The organism is Ralstonia mannitolilytica (assembly GCF_000954135.1).
Taxonomy (GTDB): Bacteria; Pseudomonadota; Gammaproteobacteria; order Burkholderiales; family Burkholderiaceae; genus Ralstonia; species Ralstonia mannitolilytica.
Genome location: NZ_CP010799.1, coordinates 2250298 through 2269808, shown reverse-complemented (window position 1 = coordinate 2269808; position 19511 = coordinate 2250298). Strand labels below are relative to the sequence as shown.

Here is a 19511-nt window from a genome sequence, read left to right as displayed (position 1 = left end):
ACAAGACACCCCGCGGCAGCCTCCGGGACTGCCCGTCCTACGCCGCCGCGGGCGCTACCAGTATGTGAACCGTACGTATCATGCGCAAGGACAAAAAACCCGTAAGCCCAACGGGCGGCCTGCCATCAACTGAACGTACGCACCGTCCAGAGACCGAGCAGTGTGAGGAACAGAGAACCGCCCAGATGCACTGCCACGTGCAGCGCGCCAACCACGTAGTCGCCGGCCAGGATATTGGCGACCACCTCGCTCGAAAAGGTCGAGAACGTCGTCAGCCCACCAAGGAAGCCCGTCACAGCCAGCAAACGCCATTCCGGCGGCAGCCCGGCATGTGTATCAAAGAAGCCGACCGCCACGCCGATCAGGTAGCCGCCGAGCAGATTGGCGGCCAACGTGCCATACGGCAACGCCGGATTGATCGCATTCCACAGCACGGCAAACAGCCAGCGCAGCCACGCCCCCAGCGCAGCCCCCACCCCGACGGCCACAAACCCCATCCCGCTCATGCGGTTGCTCCTTGTTATTCGTCATCGTTCGGCTGCGCGGGGGCGTCCGGGCTGCCGGCAGCGTTGTTCGTGGTGATGCCCCAGCGGGCGAGCGCCTTGTCGTCGGTCACGCGGGCGTCCACCCAGCGCGCGCCTTCGGGTGTCTGCTCCCTCTTCCAGAACGGCGCCTCGCTCTTGAGGTAATCCATGATGAATTCGCACGCCGCGAAGGCTTCGCCGCGGTGCTTCGATGCCACCGCCACCAGCACGATCTGGTCTTCGGGCTTGAGCTTGCCGACGCGGTGGATGACGAGCGCGTCGATCAGGTCCCAGCGCTGCATTGCCGCATCGACGATGTTGGCGAGCGCCTTCTCGGTCATGCCGGGATAGTGCTCCAGCTCCAACTCGGACACGCCGCTGCCATCGTTGACGTCGCGCACGGTGCCGATGAAGCTCGCCACCGCGCCGATGCTCGGACGGCCGGCACGCAGGGCTGCGATTTCAGCGCCAAGGTCGAAGTCGGCTTCTTGTACGCGGACGGTCATGTCGATCCCCGGCTCAGCCGCCCGTGACTGGCGGAAAGAATGCGACTTCGCAGCCATCGTGCACGGCCGTATCGGCGGACACGATCTGGTGGTCCACCGCCATGCGCAGCGCGCGGCCCTCGGCCAGTGCTTCACCCCACACGGAACCACGCTGCGCCAGCCAGCGGCGCACATCGCCGACGGTGCGCACGGTGTCCGGCACGGTGGCCGTCTGCTGCGAGAGCCCCAGCTGCTCTCGCACACTGGCAAAGAAGCGGAGTTCGATCTGCATGCTCATCGCTCTTTCACTCCTTACACCAGACCCGCGAACGGCAGGAAGCTGACGACATCGCCCTGCGCGATCGGCTGGTTGGGCGGGTTGTCGATCAGGCCATCGCCCCACACGGTGGAGGTCAGCACGCCCGAGCTCTGGTTCGGGAACAGGTCCAGCCCACCGTTGGCATTGATGCGTGCGCGCAGGAACTCGTTGCGGCGATCGCCCTTGGGCAAGGCAAAGTCGGCGCGCATCGGGATGCGCTTGGGCGCCACGTCCTGCACGCCCTGCAGGCGCAGGATGAACGGCCGCACGAACAGCAGGAAGGTGACGAAGCTCGACACCGGATTGCCCGGCAAGCCAATGAAGAACGCCGTCGGGCCGCCCACCATGCCTTCCGGCCGACGCACCTCGCCAAAGGCGAGCGGCTTGCCCGGCTTGATGGCGATCTGCCACAGGTTCAGGCGCCCTTCGGCTTCCACGGCGGGCTTGATGTGGTCTTCCTCGCCGACGGACACGCCGCCCGACGTGATGATCAGGTCGTGCGCCTCGGCAGCTTCGCGCAACGTCTCGCGCGTGGCTTGCAGCGTATCGGGCACGATGCCGAAATCGGTGATCTCGCAGCCCAGGTTTTCGAGCAGCGCACGCAGCGTGAAGCGGTTGGAGTTGTAGATGGCGCCGGGCTTGAGCGGTTCGCCCGGCATGGCGAGCTCGTCGCCGGTAAAGAAGACGGCCACGCGCGGGCGGCGCACAACCTGCAGATGGGCGCAGCCCACAGACGCCGCCAGCCCCAGTTGCTGCGCGCCAAGGCGCGTGCCACGCGGCAGGATCTCCGCACCCGCGGCAATGTCCTCGCCGGCACGGCGGATCCACTCGCCCGACTCCGGCACATGTTCGATGACGACGGTGCCGGTGTCCGGGTCGGCCTTGCATTGCTCCTGCATGACCACCGCATCGGCGCCCGGCGGAATCAGCGCGCCGGTAAAGATGCGTGCGGCCTCGCCGGCATTCAGCGGCTGGCCGACGTGGCCTGCAGGAATGCGCTGCGCCACCGTCAGCCGCGTGCCCGGTGCGCCAATGTCCGCCGTGCGCACGGCGTAGCCGTCCATCGACGTGTTGTCGGCCGGCGGCACGTTCAGGCTGCTGTGCACCGGTTGCGCGAGGATGCGGCCATTGGCGTGCAGCGTCGGCACGGTTTCGATGTCATGCAGAGGGCGCGCAGCAGCAAGCAGTTGCGACAGTGCCGCATCGAGCGTCAGCAGAGACGGTTTGACGGCGGGAGCATCGTTGGCGGACATGCGAGGCGGGAACACGAAATCGGAAGAGATTTCGATTGTATCGGTTCCACGCGGGCGCCATGCATCAGCGCAGGCGTATCACGCGAATGCGTTGGCCAGCGCGGCCCGCAGCGCGGGCACGATGTGCGCGTCAAACCACGGGTTGTGTTTGAACCAGGCGAGATTGCGCGGGCTCGGATGCGGCAGCGGAAACAGCACGCGGCGCCGGGCGTCGTGCACGGGCCCGTTGCGCACCACGTCGCTGAGCGACCAGTCGCGCGGCACGTCGAGGTAATAACGCTGCGCGTAGGCGCCCACCAGAAGGGCGAGCTTCACGTCGGGCATGGCCGTCAGCAGCGGACGATGCCAGCGCGGCGCGCATTCGCGGCGCGGAGGCAGGTCGCCATTCGCGCCGGCGCCGGGAAAGCAGAAGCCCATCGGCACGACGGCGATGCGCTTGTCGGCGTAAAAGTCGTCGTACGGGATCTGCAGCCACTGGCGCAGGCGATCGCCGGAGCGGTCATTCCACGGGATGCCCGTTTCATGCACCATGCGCCCGGGCGCCTGCCCGACGATCAGCACGCGGGCGCGGCGGTCCGCCACGACCACGGGGCGAGGCGTGTGTGCGAGCGCCCCGCTGCACGTGCGGCACGCGCGGATGTCGCGCAGGCAGCGTTCGAACGCTGCCGCGGTCGCGCCATCCGGCACCACCATCACCGCGTCAAAGACCCGTGTGTTGCGCGATGTAGGCCTTCACGCGATCCACATCGGCGGGCATGACTTCGAAGCGCTGCGGCAGCGATTCGATATCAGCGTAGCCGGCCGGGCGCTCCGGCTCGCGGTCCAGCGCTTCGCGGATCGTGTCGCCAAACTTGGCCGGCAGCGCGGTTTCCAGCACCACCATCGGCACGCCTGGCGTCAGGTTTTCGCGCGCGACCTTTACGCCGTCTGCGGTGTGCGTGTCGATCATCGTGCCGTAACGGGCAAACACGTCGCGGATCGTATTGACGCGATCTTCGTGCGTGCTACGGCCCGAGACAAAGCCGAACTCGGCGATGCGGTCGAACTCCGGCTTGCCGGTCATCGAGAAGCCCCCCTTCTCGTCCACGTCGCGGAAGAGTTGTGCCAGGCGTGCCGGATCGCGATCCAGCAGGTCGAACACGAAGCGCTCGAAGTTCGAGGCCTTGCTGATGTCCATGCTCGGGCTGGACGTGTGGTATGTCTGGGCGGCCGAGCGCACGCGGTACGTGCCGGTGCGGAAGAACTCGTCCAGCACGTCGTTCTCGTTGGTCGCCACGACGAGCTTGTCGATCGGCAAACCCATCATGCGCGCGATGTGGCCCGCGCAGACGTTACCGAAGTTGCCCGACGGCACGCAGAACGACACCTTCTCGCCAATCGACGGGGCAGCCAGCAGGTAACCTTTGAAGTAGTAGACGACCTGCGCCACGACGCGCGCCCAGTTGATGGAGTTGACCGTGCCGATCTTCTGGCGCGCCTTGTACTCGTGATCGTTCGACACCGCCTTGACGATGTCCTGCGCGTCGTCGAACACGCCTTCGATGGCGATGTTGAAGATGTTCGCGTCCTGCAGGCTGAACATCTGCGCGGTCTGGAACGCGCTCATCTTGCGGTGCGGGCTCAGCATGAACACGCGCACGCCGCGCTTGCCGCGCATGGCGTATTCGGCCGCGCTGCCGGTGTCGCCGGAGGTGGCGCCGAGGATGTTCAGTTCGGCGTGCTCACGGTCGAGCGCGTATTCGAACAGGTTGCCCAACAACTGCATTGCCATGTCCTTGAAGGCCAGCGTCGGGCCGTTGGACAGGCACAGCAGCGACAGCGAGGTGCCGCCCTCGTCGCCAAGCTTGTGCAGCGGCGTGATGTCGGCGGTGTTGTCGCCGGCGCGTGCGTTGCAGTAGACCTCGGGCGTGTAGGTGCGGCGAGTCAGCGCACGCAGGTCATCCTCGGGGATGTCGGTGGCGAACTTGCGCAGGATCTCGAACGCGAGGTCCGCGTACGGCAGGTCGCGCCAGCGGGTCAGTTCGTCAACGCTGACCTGCGGGTATTGCTCGGGCAGGTACAGGCCGCCGTCCGGCGCGAGGCCGCCGAGCAGGATGCGGGAGAAGCTCTGCGGCTCTGCGTGGCCGCGGGTCGATCGGTATTGCATGCTCATCTCTTACGCGTGCTCAGTTCAGTTCTTCCATGCGGATGCGCGTGACCTTCGACAGCACGGTCGGCAGCGCCTCGATGGCGGCGATGGCACCGTTGACGTGCTTCTCGACGGCCGTGTGCGTCAGCATGATGATGTCGGTCTGCGGCTCGCCTTCGCGCGATTCCTTCTGCAGCATCGCGTCGATCGAGATACCGGTCTTGGCGAGAATCTGCGTGATGTCGGCCAGCACGCCCGTCTGGTCGGCCACGCGCATGCGCAGGTAGTAGCTCGAGCGCACCTCGTCGATCGGCAACACCGGCGTGTCGGACAGCGCGTCGGGCTGGAACGCCAGGTGCGGCACGCGGTGCTCCGGGTCGGCCGTGTGCAGGCGCGTCACGTCCACCAGGTCTGCGACGACGGCCGAGGCGGTCGGCTCGGCGCCCGCCCCTTTGCCGTAGTACAGCGTCGGGCCGACGGCGTCGCCGTTGACGACCACGGCGTTCATCGCGCCTTCCACGTTGGCGATCAGGCGCTTGGCCGGCACGAGCGTCGGGTGCACGCGCAGCTCGATGCCCGCGTCGACCCGGCGCGTGATGCCCAGCAGCTTGATGCGGTAGCCGAGTTCTTCGGCATAGCGGATGTCGACGGCTTCCAGCTTGGTGATGCCCTCCACGTACGCGCGCTCGAACTGCACCGGCACGCCAAACGCGATCGCGCTCATGAGCGTGAGCTTGTGCGCGGCGTCAAAGCCCTCGATGTCGAAGGTCGGATCGGCTTCGGCATAGCCCAGGCGCTGGGCTTCCTTCAACACGGTGTCGAAGTCCAGGCCCTTGTCGCGCATCTCGGACAGGATGAAGTTCGTGGTGCCGTTGATGATGCCGGCGATCCACTCGATGCGGTTGGCCGTCAGGCCTTCGCGCAGTGCCTTGATGATGGGGATGCCACCGGCCACGGCGGCTTCGAATGCCACCATCACGCCCTTGTCCTGCGCGGCCTTGAAGATCTCGTTGCCGTGCACGGCCAGTAGCGCCTTGTTGGCGGTGACGACGTGCTTGCCGTTGGCGATGGCACGCAGCACGAGGTCGCGCGTCAGGTCATAGCCGCCGATCAGTTCCACGACGATGTCGATCTCGGGCGAATCCACGACGGCAAACGGGTCGTTCACCACCGGCACGGTCGCGCCGGCTTCCTGCACGATGGCGCGCGCGCGCTCGAGATTGCGCACCGCAATCATGGCGACTTCAATGCCGCGCCCCGCACGACGGCGGATTTCTTCCTGGTTCCGTTGCAGAACCTTGAGGGTACCGCCACCGACGGTACCGAGCCCGAGCAGGCCGATCTTGATGGGATTCATGAGACGTATCGTTGAAACGGAAGGGCAAAAAACAGACAGGGCAGACACTTCGGTCTGCCCCGCAACAACAACTGATCTGGCGGATGACCGAGTCTAGGCTGCCCGGATGCCAGTACCGTGACGCTGACGGTACCGCTCCAGGAAGCGCGCAATTCGGCCGATCGCTTCACGCAGATCGTCTTCGTGCGGCAGGAAGACGATGCGGAAGTGGTCCGGCGAGTGCCAGTTGAAGCCGGTGCCCTGCACCAGCAGCACGCGCTCTTCTTCCAGCAACTGGCGGATGAAGGTCTGGTCGTCCTCGATCGGGTACACGGCCGGATCGAGGCGCGGGAACATGTACAGCGCCGCTTTGGGCTTCACGCACGTCACGCCGGGAATGGCCGTGATCAGCTCGTGCGCCAGGTCGCGCTGACGGCGCATGCGGCCGCCCGGTGCCACCAGGTCTTTGATGCTCTGGTAGCCGCCCAGCGCCGTCTGGATGGCCCACTGGCCCGGCACATTGGCGCACAGGCGCATCGACGACAGCATGTTCAGGCCTTCGATGTAGTCCTTGGCCGGGCGCTTGTCACCCGAGACGACCATCCAGCCCGCGCGGTAGCCGCACGAGCGGTAGCTTTTCGACAGGCTGTTGAACGTGACAGTCAGCACGTCTTCCGACAGCGACCCGATGGCAGTGTGCTTGTTGTCGTCAAACAGGACCTTGTCGTACACCTCGTCGGCGAAGAGCACAAGGCCGTGCTCGCGCGCGATGGCGACGATGCCGCGCAGGAGTTCGTCCGAATACAGTGCGCCGGTCGGGTTGTTGGGGTTGATGACGACGATGCCCTTGGTGTTGGGCGTGATCTTGGCGCGGATGTCGTCCAGATCGGGCATCCAGCCATTGGATTCGTCGCAGTAGTAGTGCACCGGCGTGCCGCCCGAGAGGCTCGTCACGGCGGTCCACAGCGGATAATCGGGAGCCGGCAGCAGCAGCTCGTCGCCCTCGTCGAGCAGCGCGTTGGTCGCCAGCGAGATCAGCTCGGACGCACCGTTGCCGAGATAGATGTCATCCAGCGTGACATTCTTGATGCCCTGCTCCTGCGTGTAGTGCATCACCGCCTTGCGCGCCGCGAAGATGCCCTTCGAATCCGAATAGCCTGCCGAATTCGGCAGGTTGCGGATCATGTCCTGCTGGATTTCTTCCGGAGCATCGAAGCCGAACGGGGCAAGGTTGCCGATGTTCAGCTTGATGATCTTGTGGCCCTCTTCCTCCATCTGCTTGGCCTTTTCGAGCACGGGGCCGCGAATGTCATAGCAGACGTTGTTGAGCTTGGCGGATTTTTGGATCGTTTTCACGGGCAAGGGACGATAAACGACGTCGAGCGGGCTTGGATTGCGACGGATCGGTGCAGCAAAGCGGCGACGGTGACACCGCCTGGCAGGAGAAAGCGCTGCGCTCTTCCTTGCCGGGCGTCGCTTGTGGCGCGGCGGGCAAAGGAGAGAAAAAGATATAATTTAGCCCATTATGACAGACTTCGGCGGGCATTTTTGCAACGCAGCGAGATCCGCCGGACAGTCCGAAACCGCGCCCTTGCCACCGTGTCGCCGCGTGCGCCGCAGCCATCGCGCCTGATGGGATTCCCGCCTTGAAGCTCCATTCGTCCGACCCGTCCGCCATTCTCAATACCGTCACCGCGTATGGCGACGGCTATATCGAAATCAACAAGGTGCGTTACACGCACTCCGTGCTGGTGATGCCCGAAGGCGCCATCGTGCCGTGGGACGTCGCGCGCTTTGAAGACCTGACGCCCGAACACTTCGCCCGCTTGCTCGAACTCGGCGCGGAGGTAGTGGTCTTCGGCACGGGAAGCCGGCTGCGCTTTCCCCACCCGCGACTCACTGCGCCGCTGACCGAGAAGCGTATCGGCGTGGAAGCGATGGACATGCAGGCCGCCGGCCGCACCTACAACATCCTGATGCTGGAAGGCCGCAAGGTGGCCGCGGCGCTGCTCATCGAAACCGCCTGAGCGCATGCCGATCGACCGCTCGACCAACGCGCCGGCCCTGCCCTGGCGCAACGCTTCCCTGTGGCTGCTCGCCACGGCACTGTTGGCCATCTGGCTCGGCACGCTGGGCTACCGCCACCTGATCCCCACCGACGAAGGCCGCTACGCCGAAATCGCCCGCGAGATGTTCACCTCCCGCGACTGGGTGACGATCCGCTACAACGGCCTCAAGTACTTCGAGAAACCGCCCCTGCAGATGTGGGGCACCGCGCTGGCCTACACGCTGTTCGGCGTTGGCGACTGGCAGGCGCGGCTGTTCACGGCGCTCTCGGGCATCGTCGGCATCGTCTTCACCATGCTGGCGGCGGCACGCTGGTGGGGCAAACGTGTGGCGGTCGTCAGCGGCCTGGTGCTCGTCAGCGCGCCGATGTGGAATGTGGGCGCGCATTTCAACTCGCTCGACATGGGCGTGGCCGGCTGCATGACGATGGCGCTGGCGGCGCTCCTCCTGGCCCAGCACCCGGACGCAAGCCGTGCCCAGCAGCGCGGATGGATGTGGGCGTGCTGGGCGTCCATGGCGCTGGCGGTGCTGAGCAAGGGGCTTATCGGCGTGGTGCTGCCCGGCTTCGTGCTTGTCGTCTATACGCTGGTCGCGCGGGACTGGGCGCTGTGGAAACGCCTGCATCTGGTGAGCGGCCTCGTCGTGTTCTGTGCCGTGGCAGCGCCCTGGTTTGTGCTGATCTCCGCTCGCAACCCGGAGTTCGCGTGGTTTTTCTTCGTGCACGAGCACTTCCAGCGCTTCACCTCGACTGTGCACAACCGCAATGCGCCGGTCTGGTATTTCGTGCCGCTGCTGCTGGCCGGCTTCCTGCCATGGCTTGCGCAGTTGCCCGGCGCCGCCAGGCTGACCTTCGCGCGCACCGAGACCGCGGCCAACGGCTTCCGCCCGACGCTCGTGCTTGGCCTGTGGGCGATCCTGATCTTCGTGTTCTTCAGCATTTCCGATTCGAAGCTGCCGGGCTACATCTTCCCGATCATCCCGGCGTTGGCGATGCTGGCTGCCCTGGTGCTCGAACACGCCAGCGAGCGTGCCTGGCGCTGGCAGCTCCGCGCTTTCCTGGCCTTGGCGCTGGTCGGGCTCGCCGCCAGCGGCTACGTGGCGACGATGTCGTCGGCGATGTATCCGAATGCGGTGTTCGCGCGGTTCGCGGTGTTCCTGGCCGTGGCGTTCGGGGCGGGCGCTGCGTTCACGTGGATCGCGTTGCGCCGGGCGAACGGGCGCTTTGAGAGCCTCGCCGCCTTTGCATGTGCGTGGTTCCTGACATTCACGGCGGCCACCCTCGGCCATGAAGCGTTCGGGCGCTCGATGTCGGGTATCGACCTCGTACCGGCCGTCAGACCGTGGCTCAAGCCGGATGTGCCGTTCTATGCGGTAGAGCGCCTGGACCATACAATGCCGTTCTACCTCGGCCGGCCGACCATCATGGTGCAGGAGCCTGACGAACTGGCCTTCGGCGTGCAGCAGGAGCCGGCCAAGTGGATTCCGACCACGGAGGCCTTCGTGGCCCGCTGGAAGGAGGGCGGCCAGGCCATCGCGATGATGGGCCCGGGCACGTATGACCGCCTGGCAGCCCAGGGCGTCCCGATGGTGCCGGTGGCCCGCGATGCCCGCCGCGTGATCGTTCGGCGCCAGTAGCGGGACCAAAGCGACGCGGCGAAAGAAGCGCGCAAGCGGAATTGTCGTAACATGCGGCCCGGCGGTGGGGTCTCGGGGAAGCCACCGCAGTCGGAACACTACAAAACAACCTATGAATCTGGTCACATTCGGGCTGATCCTGACAGGTGTCATGCTCAATGCCTGCGCTCAGCTCTTGCTCAAGGCGGGCGTCAACAATATCGGCCGCTTTGCGTTTTCGGCCGACAACATCGTGCCGATCGGCATCAAGCTTGCAACGCAGTGGCCCATCATCGGCGGGCTGTCGTGCTACGTGATCTCCGTGGTGGTGTGGATCCTCGGGCTCTCGCGCGTGGATGTGACCATTGCGTATCCGATGCTCTCGCTGGGCTACGTGGTCAATGCCTTCCTGGCGTGGTATCTGTTTGGCGAAGTGCTGTCGGTGCAGCGCCTGATCGGCATCGCCATCATCCTTGTCGGCGTTTTCGTGCTGGCTCGCTCATGAGCGGCGCGCGCCCAACCTTCTCTGCTGCCATGACGCAAACCAACGCCACCGAACTGCCTTTCCTGCCCTTCGTGCGTCCGACCATCGACGAGGCGACCATCGCCGCCGTCGCCGAGGTGCTGCGTTCGGGATGGATCACCTCGGGCCCCAAGGTTGCCGCCTTTGAAGCCGCACTGTCGGAGTACTTCGGCGGCCGCATCGTGCGGACGTTCGCCAATGGCACGGCCACGATGGAAGTCGCGCTGCGCATCGCAGGTATCGGCCCCGGGGATGAAGTCATCACCACGCCGATCTCGTGGGTCGCCACGTCGAACGTGGTGCTGACGGTCGGCGCCAAGCCGGTCTTCGTCGACGTGGACCCCGTCACGCGCAACATCGACCTGAGCAAGGTCGAAGCCGCCATCACGCCGCGCACGAAGGCGATCATCCCGGTGTACCTGTCCGGCCTGCCCGTCGACATGGACCGCCTGTACGACATCGCCCGCCGCCACAAGCTGCGCGTGGTGGAAGACGCCGCGCAGGCCATCGGCTCGCGCTGGGGCGACAAGCGCATCGGCGAGATCGGCGATCTCGTCAGCTTCAGCTTCCAGGCCAACAAGAACATCACGACCATCGAGGGTGGTGCGCTCGTCCTGAACACGCCCGAAGAAGCGGTGCTGGCCGAAAAGTACCGCCTGCAGGGCGTCGTGCGCACTGGCTTCGACGGCATGGAAGTCGACCTGGTGGGCGGCAAGTTCAACCTGACCGACGTGAACGCCGCCATCGGGCTGGGCCAGTTTGCGCAACTCGAAAACGTCACCGCGCGCCGCGCCGCGCTCGCCCGCCGTTACTTTGCCGCCATGCGCGCCGCCGACATCGAATCGTTCGGTGTCGAACTGCCGGTCGAGAATTTTACGAACACCAACTGGCACATGTTCCAGATCGTGCTCCCGCTCGATCGCCTGAAGGTCGATCGCGCCGGGTTCATGGCCGGCCTGAAGGCGCTGGGCATCGGCGCGGGCGTGCACTATCCGCCGATCCACCTGTTCAAGCTCTACCGCGAACTCGGCTGGAAGCCGGGCATGTTCCCGGTGGCCGAACGCATCGGCCGCGCCATCGTTACGCTGCCGATGTTTGCCGGCATGGAAGATTCCGACGTGGACCGCGTCGTCAACGCGGTCCGCCAACTTTGCGCCCAGTACCAATAATCCAATAATGAAGACACCTGCTCTCTCGGTTGTCATTCCTGTCTACAACGAAGAAGACGGGCTTGCCGCGCTGTTTGCGCGCCTGTACCCCGCGCTCGACGCACTCGGCATCTCGTATGAGGTGGTGTTTGTCAACGACGGCAGCCGCGACCGCTCCGCCGCCATGCTGGCCGAGCAATTCCGTGCGCGCCCCGACACGACGCGCGTCGTCCTGTTCAATGGCAACTATGGCCAGCACATGGCCATCCTGGCCGGCTTCGAACATGCGCGCGGCGAACGCGTCATCACGCTCGACGCCGACCTCCAGAATCCGCCTGAAGAAATCGGCCGCCTGGTCGAGAAGCTCGACGAAGGCTACGACTACGTCGGCACCATCCGCCGCAACCGCCAGGACAGCTGGTTCCGTCGTACCGCGTCGCGTGCCATGAACTCGCTGCGCGAGCGCATCACGCACATCAAGATGACCGACCAGGGCTGCATGCTGCGCGCGTACAGCCGCACCATCGTCGACACCATCAACCGCTGTCGCGAAGTCAACACGTTCATTCCGGCACTGGCCTACACGTTCAGCAAGAACCCGACGGAAATCGAAGTCGATCACGAGGAGCGGTTCGCGGGTGAATCGAAGTATTCGCTCTACAAGCTCGTACGCCTGAACTTCGACCTGGTGACGGGTTTCTCTGTGGTGCCGCTGCAGTGGTTTTCGGCGATCGGCATGCTGCTGTCGCTGGCCTCGGCCATCCTGTTCATCCTGCTGGTGGTACGGCGCTTCGTCCTTGGCGCGGAAGTCCAGGGTGTGTTCACCCTGTTCGCCATCACGTTCTTCCTGATCGGCGTGCTGCTGTTCGGCATCGGCCTGCTGGGCGAGTACATCGGCCGCATCTATCAGCAGGTGCGCGAGCGTCCGCGCTACCTTGTGCAGGGTGTGCTGGAAGACACGCCGCACCTGCACGAAGCCAGCGCGGCGGACCTGAAGGGCGGCGGCCCACAGCGAGGTGTGGCATGACCCGGCGTGCCGTCGTCTTTGCGTATCACAACGTCGGCGTGCGCTGCCTGCGCGTCCTGGCAGCGCGCGGCATCCGGGTCGAGCTCGTCGTCACGCACGAAGACAACGCGGCGGAGAACATCTGGTTCGGCAGTGTGCGCGCCACGGCGCAAGAGCTCGGCATCCCGTTCGTCACGCCGGACGACGCCCACGGTGAAGACCTGCACGCGCGCATCGCAGACATCGCGCCGGATTTCATCTTCTCGTTCTACTACCGGCACATGATCCCGATGCGCCTGTTGAGCCTGGCCAAACTTGGCGCGTTCAACATGCACGGTTCGCTGCTGCCCAAGTACCGCGGCCGCGTGCCGATCAACTGGGCGGTGCTCCACGGTGAAACCGAGACCGGCGCGACCCTGCACGAGATGGTCGAAAAGCCCGATGCCGGTTACATCGTCGACCAGACCGTCGTGCCGATCCTGCCGGACGACACCGCGCACGAAGTCTTCGAAAAAGCCACCGTTGCCGCCGAGCAGACGCTCTGGCGCGCCCTGCCCGCCATGATTGCCGGGCAGATTCCCAAGCACCCGAACGTGCTGGCCGAGGGCAGCTATTTCGGCGGCCGCAAGCCCGAAGACGGCCGCATCGACTGGTCCAGGCCGGCGCAGCAGGTCTACAACCTCATCCGGGCCGTCGCGCCGCCCTATCCTGGTGCATTCACGGACGTCGGCGGCGAGCGCTACGTCGTCGCGCGCGCCCGTCTGGCACATCAAATCTTTACGAATTTGCCGCCGGGCTTGCACGTCGTGGATAATGCGATGTTTGGCGTGTGCGGCGATGGAGCAGCCATCGCCATCCACGAGCTCTGGCGCGTGGACACCCAGGCTGCCGGCGGATCGTGCGCCGTGACTGCGCAGCAGCTCGCCAGCCAGCTTGCCCTCTCCTGATCTTGAGTTTGCCTTCATGAAAAAAGTACTGATCCTCGGCGTCAACGGCTTCATCGGCCACCACCTGTCCAAGCGCATCCTGGAGACCACCGACTGGGAGGTCTACGGCATGGACATGCAGACCGAGCGTCTGGGCGACCTGGTCAACCACCCGCGCATGCATTTCTTCGAGGGCGACATCACCATCAACAAGGAGTGGGTCGAGTATCACGTGAAGAAGTGCGACGTGATCCTGCCGCTCGTGGCCATCGCCACGCCGTCGACGTACGTGAAAGACCCGCTGCGCGTGTTCGAGCTGGACTTCGAAGCCAACCTGCCGATCGTTCGCTCGGCTGCCAAGTACGGCAAGCACCTCGTCTTCCCGTCGACCTCCGAGGTCTACGGCATGTGCAGCGATTCGGAATTCGATCCGGAAGCCTCGCCGCTGATCTACGGCCCCATCAACAAGCCGCGCTGGATCTACGCCTGCTCCAAGCAGCTGATGGACCGCGTGATCTGGGGTTACGGCATGGAAGGGCTGAACTTCACGCTGTTCCGTCCGTTCAACTGGATCGGCCCCGGCCTCGACTCGATCTACACCCCGAAGGAAGGTTCGTCGCGCGTGGTGACGCAATTCCTCGGCCACATCGTGCGCGGCGAGAACATCAAGCTTGTCGACGGCGGCAGCCAGAAGCGCGCCTTCACGTATATCGACGACGGCATCGACGCGCTGGTGCGCATCATCGCCAACAAGGACGGCGTGGCCTCGGGCAAGATCTACAACATCGGCAACCCGTCGAACAACTACTCGGTTCGCGAGCTGGCCAACATGATGCTCGAGCTGGCCGCCAACATCGACGAGTACAAAGACAGCGCCAAGCAGGTCCAGCTGGTGGAAACGACGTCCGGCGCCTACTACGGCAACGGCTACCAGGACGTGCAGAACCGCGTGCCGAAGATCGCCAACACCATGGAAGACCTCGGCTGGAAGCCGACGACCGTGATGAAGGACGCGCTGGCGAAGATCTTCGAAGCCTATCGCACGCACGTGGCCGAAGCACGCAGCCTGGTCGAAGAAGGCAACGGCAACAAGTAAGGCAATACCCGCGCAGGTTCAATGGCTCTCATCGTCCTCAAGATCGACGTCGACACCCTGCGCGGCACCCGCGAAGGCGTGCCCAATCTCGCGCGCATGCTGCGTGAGCACGAGGCGGGCGCGACCTTCCTCTTCAGCCTTGGCCCCGATCACACCGGCTGGGCGCTGCGCCGGGCGTTCCGCCCAGGCTTCCTCAAGAAGGTTTCGCGTACCTCCGTGGTGGAGCACTACGGCCTGCGCACGCTGATGTACGGCGTGCTGCTGCCCGGTCCTGACATCGGCCGCAAGGCTGCCGCCGAAATGCGCGCCATTGCCGAGGCAGGCTTCGAGGCCGGCATCCACACGTGGGACCACGTGCGCTGGCAAGACAACGTCCGCCAGCGCGACGCCGCGTGGACGGCCAACCAAATGCGCGCCGCACACGCACGCTTCGTGCAGATCTTCGGCAAGCCGCCCGTCACGCACGGCGCTGCCGGCTGGCAGATGAACAACCATGCCTTCCGCCAGATCGACGCCTGGGGCATGGCTTACGCCTCCGACGGCCGCGGCACGCATCCGTACATCCCGAGCGTCGGCGGTCAACCGCTGAACCACGTGCAGCTGCCAACCACGCTGCCCACACTGGATGAGCTGATCGGCGTGGACGGCCTGACGACGGACACCGTCGCGCGGCACATCCTGAACATGACCGAATCCGATCACGACCAGGTCTTTACCTTGCACGCCGAGCTTGAAGGACAGAAACTCGCCCCGATCTTCCGCGAGTTGCTGCGCGGCTGGCGCGCGCAGGGTCACAGGCTGGCTTCGATGGGCGACTACTATGCGACGCTGGATCGCAATACCCTGCCCGTGCAGCCCGTCACGTGGGGCGAGGTTGCCGGCCGCAGTGGCAGCCTGATCGTCCAGCCGACGTGAGCCCGCGCTGCCGCAAGCACGGCAGCCTACGGAGTTGTAGACGCGCCCGTCCGTGCGCCAGCAGTCTTTTTTCCGCGGTTTTCCGGATCACACCATGCCCGTCTCCCTCGACAAGCCCCTTCCCGATTTCTCCGCGCCCGCGACCAGCGGCGTCACCTTCTCGCCGGCTTCGCAGCGCGGCAAGATCGTCGTGCTGTATTTCTATCCGAAGGACAATACGCCCGGCTGCACGACCGAGGCGATGAACTTCCGCGACCAGTACGAGTTGTTCGAAGCCGCAGGCGCCGTGGTGTTTGGCATCTCTCGCGACAGCCTGAAGTCGCATGAGAACTTCAAGGCCAAGCTGGAACTGCCGTTTGAATTGATCTCCGACGCCGATGAAGCCGTATGCCATCTCTTCGACACCATCAAGATGAAGAAGATGTACGGCAAAGATGTGCGCGGCATCGAGCGCAGCACCTTCCTGATCGACGCCAAGGGCGTGCTGCGCCAGGAATGGCGCGGGGTTAGGGTGCCCAACCATGTGGAAGATGTGCTGACGGCGGTACGCGCCCTGTAAAAGGCGCTGCGGCAAGCGCCGGGCAGCGCACGCCCCGCTTGCCTTTCGCCACACTGTTTCATCCATTCGCGCTGTCGCCTCCACACCGGACGTCACATGTGACAGATTGCAAATCACAAAGGGTTCCGATACAGTCGGAACCGATGAGTACGAAATCCGGATGCCATTCCGATAGCCCACGACGGTACCGGCGGCCAAGTTGGCCGGATACCGCTTCAGCGTTTTTCCCGGCAGCCAGACTTGGGAGAACGTCTGAAACGTGCAGCCTGTTGTGGCGTTCATCCAGGCCGCCCCACCTCTCGCAGGTCATGGCGGCTTTTTTGTGGCCGTCATTCGCGCGGCGCTCCCGCATCCCCTCCCACGTTTCCCGCCAGCATCGCGCCGTGATCAACGGGCGTGGTGTTTTGTCGCTGTTCCACCCAGAGAGGTAATCGAAGCATGCCGCTGCCGACCATGCCCACCCAGCCAGCCCAGTTGCTTGACCCGGCTGAATTCAAGCCTTTCGGCAAAGCCGGAAAGCCCAAGGCGGGTCAGGAACCTCGAAAACCGGTGCCCGCACTCGAACGCGAAGCCTTGTCGGAAACCGGCCGTGCGCAGCCCAAACGCAACGTGACCCGCGCGCGTTCCGGCGAGGCATCGCCCATGGCAAAGGAAGAGTCGCGCGAACATGCCGGCATTCTTGCCAAGGCGGTCGACAAGGTCAGCGCCACGGGCGATTCGGCCGAAACCGCCGTGCGCCGCCGCACCCGCCGCGATGAAGGGCCGACCAAGCTGTTCGTGCTCGACACCAACGTGCTGATGCACGACCCCACCTCGCTGTTCCGCTTCGAAGAGCACGACGTCTATCTGCCGATGATGACGCTGGAAGAGCTCGACAACCACAAGAAGGGCATGAGCGAAGTGGCGCGCAACGCCCGGACGGTCAGCCGCACGCTCGACCAGCTCGTGGCCGGCACGGACGGCGTGATGGACGACGGTCTGCCGCTGGCCAAGCTCGGCAACCGCGATGCGCAGGGGCGCCTGTTCTTCCAGACACGCCTGAACGACATCAAGCTGCCCGACGGTCTGCCGCAAGGCAAGGCCGACAACCAGATCCTGGGCGTGGTGGCCGCGCTGCAGCAGCAGCGCCCCGACCGCAACGTCGTGCTGGTGTCCAAGGACATCAACATGCGGATCAAGGCGCGCGCGCTTGGCCTGCCGGCAGAGGATTATTTCAACGACCGCGTGCTGGAAGACACCGACCTGCTTTACAGCGGTGTCATGGCCTTGCCCGCCGATTTCTGGCAGAAGCACGGCAAGAACATCGAGAGCTGGCAGGACCCGAAGACCGGCACCACGTTCTATCGCCTGTCGGGCCCGCTCGTGCCCTCGTTCCTGGTCAACCAGTTCGTGTACCTGGAGCCCAACGACGGCAGCCTGCCCCTGTATGCACAGGTCAAGGAGCTCAACGGCAAGACCGCCGTGCTGCAGACGCTCAAGGATTTCACGCATCAGAAAAACAACGTCTGGGGGGTGACGGCGCGCAATCGCGAGCAGAACTTCGCGCTGAACCTGCTGATGCACCCGGAAGTCGATTTCGTGTCGCTGCTTGGCCAGGCGGGTACCGGCAAGACGCTGCTGGCCCTGGCCGCGGGCCTCGAGCAGGTGCTGGACCAGAAGCTTTACAACGAGATCATCATCACGCGCGCCACCGTGCCCGTGGGCGAAGACATCGGCTTCCTGCCCGGCACGGAGGAAGAGAAGATGCAGCCGTGGATGGGCGCCTTCGACGACAACCTCGAAGTGCTGCAGAAGTCGGACGACAACGCCGGTGAATGGGGTCGCGCAGCCACGCAGGAACTGATCCGTTCGCGGATCAAGGTCAAGAGCATGAACTTCATGCGCGGCCGCACGTTCGTCAACAAGTTCCTGATCATCGACGAGGCGCAGAATCTGACGCCCAAGCAGATGAAGACGCTGGTCACCCGCGCGGGCCCGGGCACCAAGATCGTGTGCCTAGGGAACATTGCGCAGATCGACACGCCGTATCTGACCGAAGGTTCGTCGGGCCTGACCTACGTGGTCGATCGCTTCAAGGGATGGAGCCATAGCGGGCACATCACGCTCGCGCGCGGCGAGCGCTCGCGACTGGCCGATCACGCCACTGACGTGCTGTAACCGTCACCACACGGCGAATCTGTCCGCCGCAAACCGTTGTGCCAAGGGGCCGCGCATGTGCGCGGCCCTTTTCTTGCTGCAGCGTCTAGGTCACTCCTTTCTTTTGACGGAGGCCCACGATGCCCATGCAGCGAAATCCGCACAACCGATCGCACTTCACCCTGACCTCGGCGGCGCTGGCGATGATGCTGTCCGCCGGCGCGTCCGTTGCGCTTGCCGGCAGCCAGACCCCGCAAACGGCTGGCCAGATCAGCTATGTCTGTGGCGGCGTTGCACAGGATGAACAGCAGGCGTTGAATGCCGAGGCACGCAATTACAACCTGTCCCTGCTCTTCACGCAGGGGCCGCGCGGCGAGTACCTTGCCGACGTCGACGTGAAACTCACGCGGCACGGCAAGGAGGTTGCAAGCTTCCGCGCCGATGGACCGCGCTGCCTGATCAAGGCCCCGCCGGCCAGCTACAACGTCATCGCCACATACGAAGGCACCACCAAGCGCGCAACCGTGCAGACCGGCAGTACGCGCAACGTCCAGCTGCGCTGGTAAAGCTTCCCGCAAAGCGCGACGCCATCGGGCCAGAATCCTGCGAGCCGCACCCCGCTTGGCGTTGCGCCTCGCCAACACGCCGTTTGGCTTTCCGACGCCGCACGCATAGCATGCGACCTATCCGGACTTTTCTGACGGCGCATGCTGACGCGGCACGGTTTTCACTCAGGCAATCTTCGACTGGCGGGCGCCGCCCTGCTGGCGCTGACGTGCCTGCTCTCTGCCTGTTCGTCGACGCCCTCCCGCCCCACCGCCTCGCGCGACATGGGGTTGCGCACGCGCGGCGCGCCTATCCAGGACCCGAGTGCCGGCCTGGAGGAAATCTCCATCGAGGCGATGGCCTTGGTAGGCACGCCGTACCGCTACGGCGGCAACACACCCGATAGCGGCTTCGATTGCAGTGGACTCGTGCGCTACGTGGTGCAACGCGCGGCCTCGGTGACGTTGCCCCGCACCGCCGCCGAGATGGGCCGGCGCGGCACGCCGCTGGACCGCAGTGAGGTCGCCTCGGGGGATCTCGTCTTCTTCAATACGACCGGCCAGCCGAACTCGCACGTCGGCATCTATGTCGGGCAGAACCGGTTTGTCCACGCGCCGGCCACGGGCGGCACGGTGCGTCTCGAAGACATGACGAAGTCCTACTGGGCGAGCCGCTACGCGGGGGCTCGCCGTGTGGTGGCGGCAGGCAACCTGCCCGATATCCCGGCCCCCGCTCCGACTGTCACGCCCAGCCCTGCGCCGGCCCCAGTGCGGCCAGTCGAGGAAGACCCGCTCGGCGCCCTGGCCCGCGCACGCAGCGCACAAGCGGACAGCTTGATGTCCACCCGTGCCCCCGCCGCTGCGACACCCGCCGTCGACGACGACCCCATCGCGCGGTTCGCAACCCAATAACGAATCGCTGGCTTCCATG

Annotated in this window: 20 protein-coding genes; 12 read left to right on the top strand and 8 right to left on the bottom strand. The window is 65.1% G+C overall.

Annotated features, from left to right (window positions below; genetic code table 11):
* Positions 1-125: 125 nt before the first annotated feature.
* The 8 genes from crcB to TK49_RS10775 all read right to left on the bottom strand — a co-directional run bounded on the left by crcB (position 126) and on the right by TK49_RS10775 (position 7401).
* Positions 126-506: a fluoride efflux transporter CrcB gene (crcB, locus tag TK49_RS10810; protein WP_045786690.1), complete on the bottom strand. Its 381-nt coding sequence runs from the start codon at positions 504-506 to the stop codon at positions 126-128.
* A 14-nt stretch (positions 507-520) separates the two neighbouring features.
* Positions 521-1030, bottom strand: a complete 510-nt coding sequence (gene moaE / locus TK49_RS10805) for a molybdopterin synthase catalytic subunit MoaE (RefSeq protein ID WP_045786689.1) — start codon at positions 1028-1030, stop codon at positions 521-523.
* Between the two features lie 13 nt (positions 1031-1043).
* A complete protein-coding gene (gene moaD, locus TK49_RS10800) occupies positions 1044-1301 on the bottom strand; it encodes a molybdopterin converting factor subunit 1 (protein WP_045787848.1) in 258 nt (85 codons plus the stop codon).
* Positions 1302-1321: 20 nt separating this feature from the next.
* Complete coding sequence (locus TK49_RS10795; RefSeq protein WP_045786688.1) at positions 1322-2581, bottom strand: molybdopterin molybdotransferase MoeA; 1260 nt, start codon at positions 2579-2581, stop codon at positions 1322-1324.
* 78 nt (positions 2582-2659) lie between these two features.
* A complete protein-coding gene (locus TK49_RS10790; RefSeq protein WP_394372272.1) occupies positions 2660-3277 on the bottom strand; it encodes a uracil-DNA glycosylase family protein in 618 nt (205 codons plus the stop codon).
* Between the two features lie 4 nt (positions 3278-3281).
* A complete protein-coding gene (gene thrC, locus TK49_RS10785) occupies positions 3282-4727 on the bottom strand; it encodes a threonine synthase (RefSeq protein WP_045787847.1) in 1446 nt (481 codons plus the stop codon).
* A gap of 19 nt (positions 4728-4746) precedes the next feature.
* Positions 4747-6066, bottom strand: coding sequence for a homoserine dehydrogenase (locus TK49_RS10780; RefSeq protein WP_045786686.1), 1320 nt, complete (start codon positions 6064-6066; stop codon positions 4747-4749).
* A 93-nt stretch (positions 6067-6159) separates the two neighbouring features.
* The gene (locus TK49_RS10775) at positions 6160-7401 is read right to left on the bottom strand and encodes a pyridoxal phosphate-dependent aminotransferase (protein WP_045787846.1); all 1242 of its coding nucleotides are present in this window, start codon (positions 7399-7401) and stop codon (positions 6160-6162) included.
* 290 nt (positions 7402-7691) lie between these two features.
* Here TK49_RS10775 and TK49_RS10770 point away from each other — a divergent pair, with 290 nt between their 5' ends.
* The 12 genes from TK49_RS10770 (at position 7692) to TK49_RS10715 (ending at position 19492) form a co-directional block, all read left to right on the top strand.
* Positions 7692-8072: an Mth938-like domain-containing protein gene (locus TK49_RS10770; protein WP_045786685.1), complete on the top strand. Its 381-nt coding sequence runs from the start codon at positions 7692-7694 to the stop codon at positions 8070-8072.
* A 4-nt stretch (positions 8073-8076) separates the two neighbouring features.
* A complete protein-coding gene (locus TK49_RS10765) occupies positions 8077-9747 on the top strand; it encodes a glycosyltransferase family 39 protein (RefSeq protein WP_045786684.1) in 1671 nt (556 codons plus the stop codon).
* 112 nt (positions 9748-9859) lie between these two features.
* Positions 9860-10231: an SMR family transporter gene (locus TK49_RS10760; RefSeq protein WP_045786683.1), complete on the top strand. Its 372-nt coding sequence runs from the start codon at positions 9860-9862 to the stop codon at positions 10229-10231.
* Positions 10232-10260: 29 nt separating this feature from the next.
* Positions 10261-11418, top strand: coding sequence for a DegT/DnrJ/EryC1/StrS family aminotransferase (locus tag TK49_RS10755; protein ID WP_045786682.1), 1158 nt, complete (start codon positions 10261-10263; stop codon positions 11416-11418).
* Positions 11419-11425: 7 nt separating this feature from the next.
* Positions 11426-12424: a glycosyltransferase gene (locus tag TK49_RS10750; RefSeq protein WP_045786681.1), complete on the top strand. Its 999-nt coding sequence runs from the start codon at positions 11426-11428 to the stop codon at positions 12422-12424.
* Positions 12421-13350 (top strand): formyltransferase, encoded by a 930-nt coding sequence (locus tag TK49_RS10745; RefSeq protein ID WP_045786680.1) that lies wholly within the window; start codon positions 12421-12423, stop codon positions 13348-13350. The genes TK49_RS10750 and TK49_RS10745 overlap by 4 nt, the downstream gene beginning before the upstream one ends.
* Before the next feature lie 16 nt (positions 13351-13366).
* Positions 13367-14425 (top strand): bifunctional UDP-4-keto-pentose/UDP-xylose synthase, encoded by a 1059-nt coding sequence (locus TK49_RS10740; RefSeq protein WP_052698604.1) that lies wholly within the window; start codon positions 13367-13369, stop codon positions 14423-14425.
* A 21-nt stretch (positions 14426-14446) separates the two neighbouring features.
* Positions 14447-15340 carry a 4-deoxy-4-formamido-L-arabinose-phosphoundecaprenol deformylase gene (locus TK49_RS10735; protein WP_045786679.1) on the top strand — a complete coding sequence of 298 codons (894 nt, stop codon included), beginning with the start codon at positions 14447-14449 and terminating at the stop codon, positions 15338-15340.
* A 94-nt stretch (positions 15341-15434) separates the two neighbouring features.
* The gene (locus TK49_RS10730; RefSeq protein WP_045786678.1) at positions 15435-15899 is read left to right on the top strand and encodes a peroxiredoxin; all 465 of its coding nucleotides are present in this window, start codon (positions 15435-15437) and stop codon (positions 15897-15899) included.
* Between the two features lie 438 nt (positions 15900-16337).
* Positions 16338-18056, top strand: a complete 1719-nt coding sequence (locus TK49_RS10725) for a PhoH family protein (protein WP_045786677.1) — start codon at positions 16338-16340, stop codon at positions 18054-18056.
* Positions 18057-18175: 119 nt separating this feature from the next.
* Complete coding sequence (locus TK49_RS10720) at positions 18176-18601, top strand: hypothetical protein (RefSeq protein WP_045786676.1); 426 nt, start codon at positions 18176-18178, stop codon at positions 18599-18601.
* Between the two features lie 141 nt (positions 18602-18742).
* Positions 18743-19492, top strand: a complete 750-nt coding sequence (locus TK49_RS10715) for a C40 family peptidase (RefSeq protein ID WP_045786675.1) — start codon at positions 18743-18745, stop codon at positions 19490-19492.
* The last annotated feature ends 19 nt before the right edge of the window (positions 19493-19511 follow it).

What these genes read in the sequence shown, in the direction of transcription:
- TK49_RS10755 (WP_045786682.1), top strand. Translation starts at nt 10,261, where the DNA reads ATGACGCAAACCAACGCCACCGAACTGCCTTTCCTGCCCTTCGTGCGT.
- TK49_RS10715 (WP_045786675.1), top strand. Translation starts at nt 18,743, where the DNA reads ATGCTGACGCGGCACGGTTTTCACTCAGGCAATCTTCGACTGGCGGGC.
- crcB (WP_045786690.1), bottom strand. Translation starts at nt 506, where the DNA reads ATGAGCGGGATGGGGTTTGTGGCCGTCGGGGTGGGGGCTGCGCTGGGG.
- TK49_RS10760 (WP_045786683.1), top strand. Translation starts at nt 9,860, where the DNA reads ATGAATCTGGTCACATTCGGGCTGATCCTGACAGGTGTCATGCTCAAT.
- TK49_RS10730 (WP_045786678.1), top strand. Translation starts at nt 15,435, where the DNA reads ATGCCCGTCTCCCTCGACAAGCCCCTTCCCGATTTCTCCGCGCCCGCG.
- TK49_RS10745 (WP_045786680.1), top strand. Translation starts at nt 12,421, where the DNA reads ATGACCCGGCGTGCCGTCGTCTTTGCGTATCACAACGTCGGCGTGCGC.
- TK49_RS10750 (WP_045786681.1), top strand. Translation starts at nt 11,426, where the DNA reads ATGAAGACACCTGCTCTCTCGGTTGTCATTCCTGTCTACAACGAAGAA.
- moaE (WP_045786689.1), bottom strand. Translation starts at nt 1,030, where the DNA reads ATGACCGTCCGCGTACAAGAAGCCGACTTCGACCTTGGCGCTGAAATC.
- TK49_RS10720 (WP_045786676.1), top strand. Translation starts at nt 18,176, where the DNA reads ATGCCCATGCAGCGAAATCCGCACAACCGATCGCACTTCACCCTGACC.
- TK49_RS10780 (WP_045786686.1), bottom strand. Translation starts at nt 6,066, where the DNA reads ATGAATCCCATCAAGATCGGCCTGCTCGGGCTCGGTACCGTCGGTGGC.
- thrC (WP_045787847.1), bottom strand. Translation starts at nt 4,727, where the DNA reads ATGCAATACCGATCGACCCGCGGCCACGCAGAGCCGCAGAGCTTCTCC.
- TK49_RS10795 (WP_045786688.1), bottom strand. Translation starts at nt 2,581, where the DNA reads ATGTCCGCCAACGATGCTCCCGCCGTCAAACCGTCTCTGCTGACGCTC.
- TK49_RS10765 (WP_045786684.1), top strand. Translation starts at nt 8,077, where the DNA reads ATGCCGATCGACCGCTCGACCAACGCGCCGGCCCTGCCCTGGCGCAAC.
- moaD (WP_045787848.1), bottom strand. Translation starts at nt 1,301, where the DNA reads ATGCAGATCGAACTCCGCTTCTTTGCCAGTGTGCGAGAGCAGCTGGGG.
- TK49_RS10740 (WP_052698604.1), top strand. Translation starts at nt 13,367, where the DNA reads ATGAAAAAAGTACTGATCCTCGGCGTCAACGGCTTCATCGGCCACCAC.
- TK49_RS10725 (WP_045786677.1), top strand. Translation starts at nt 16,338, where the DNA reads ATGCCGCTGCCGACCATGCCCACCCAGCCAGCCCAGTTGCTTGACCCG.
- TK49_RS10735 (WP_045786679.1), top strand. Translation starts at nt 14,447, where the DNA reads ATGGCTCTCATCGTCCTCAAGATCGACGTCGACACCCTGCGCGGCACC.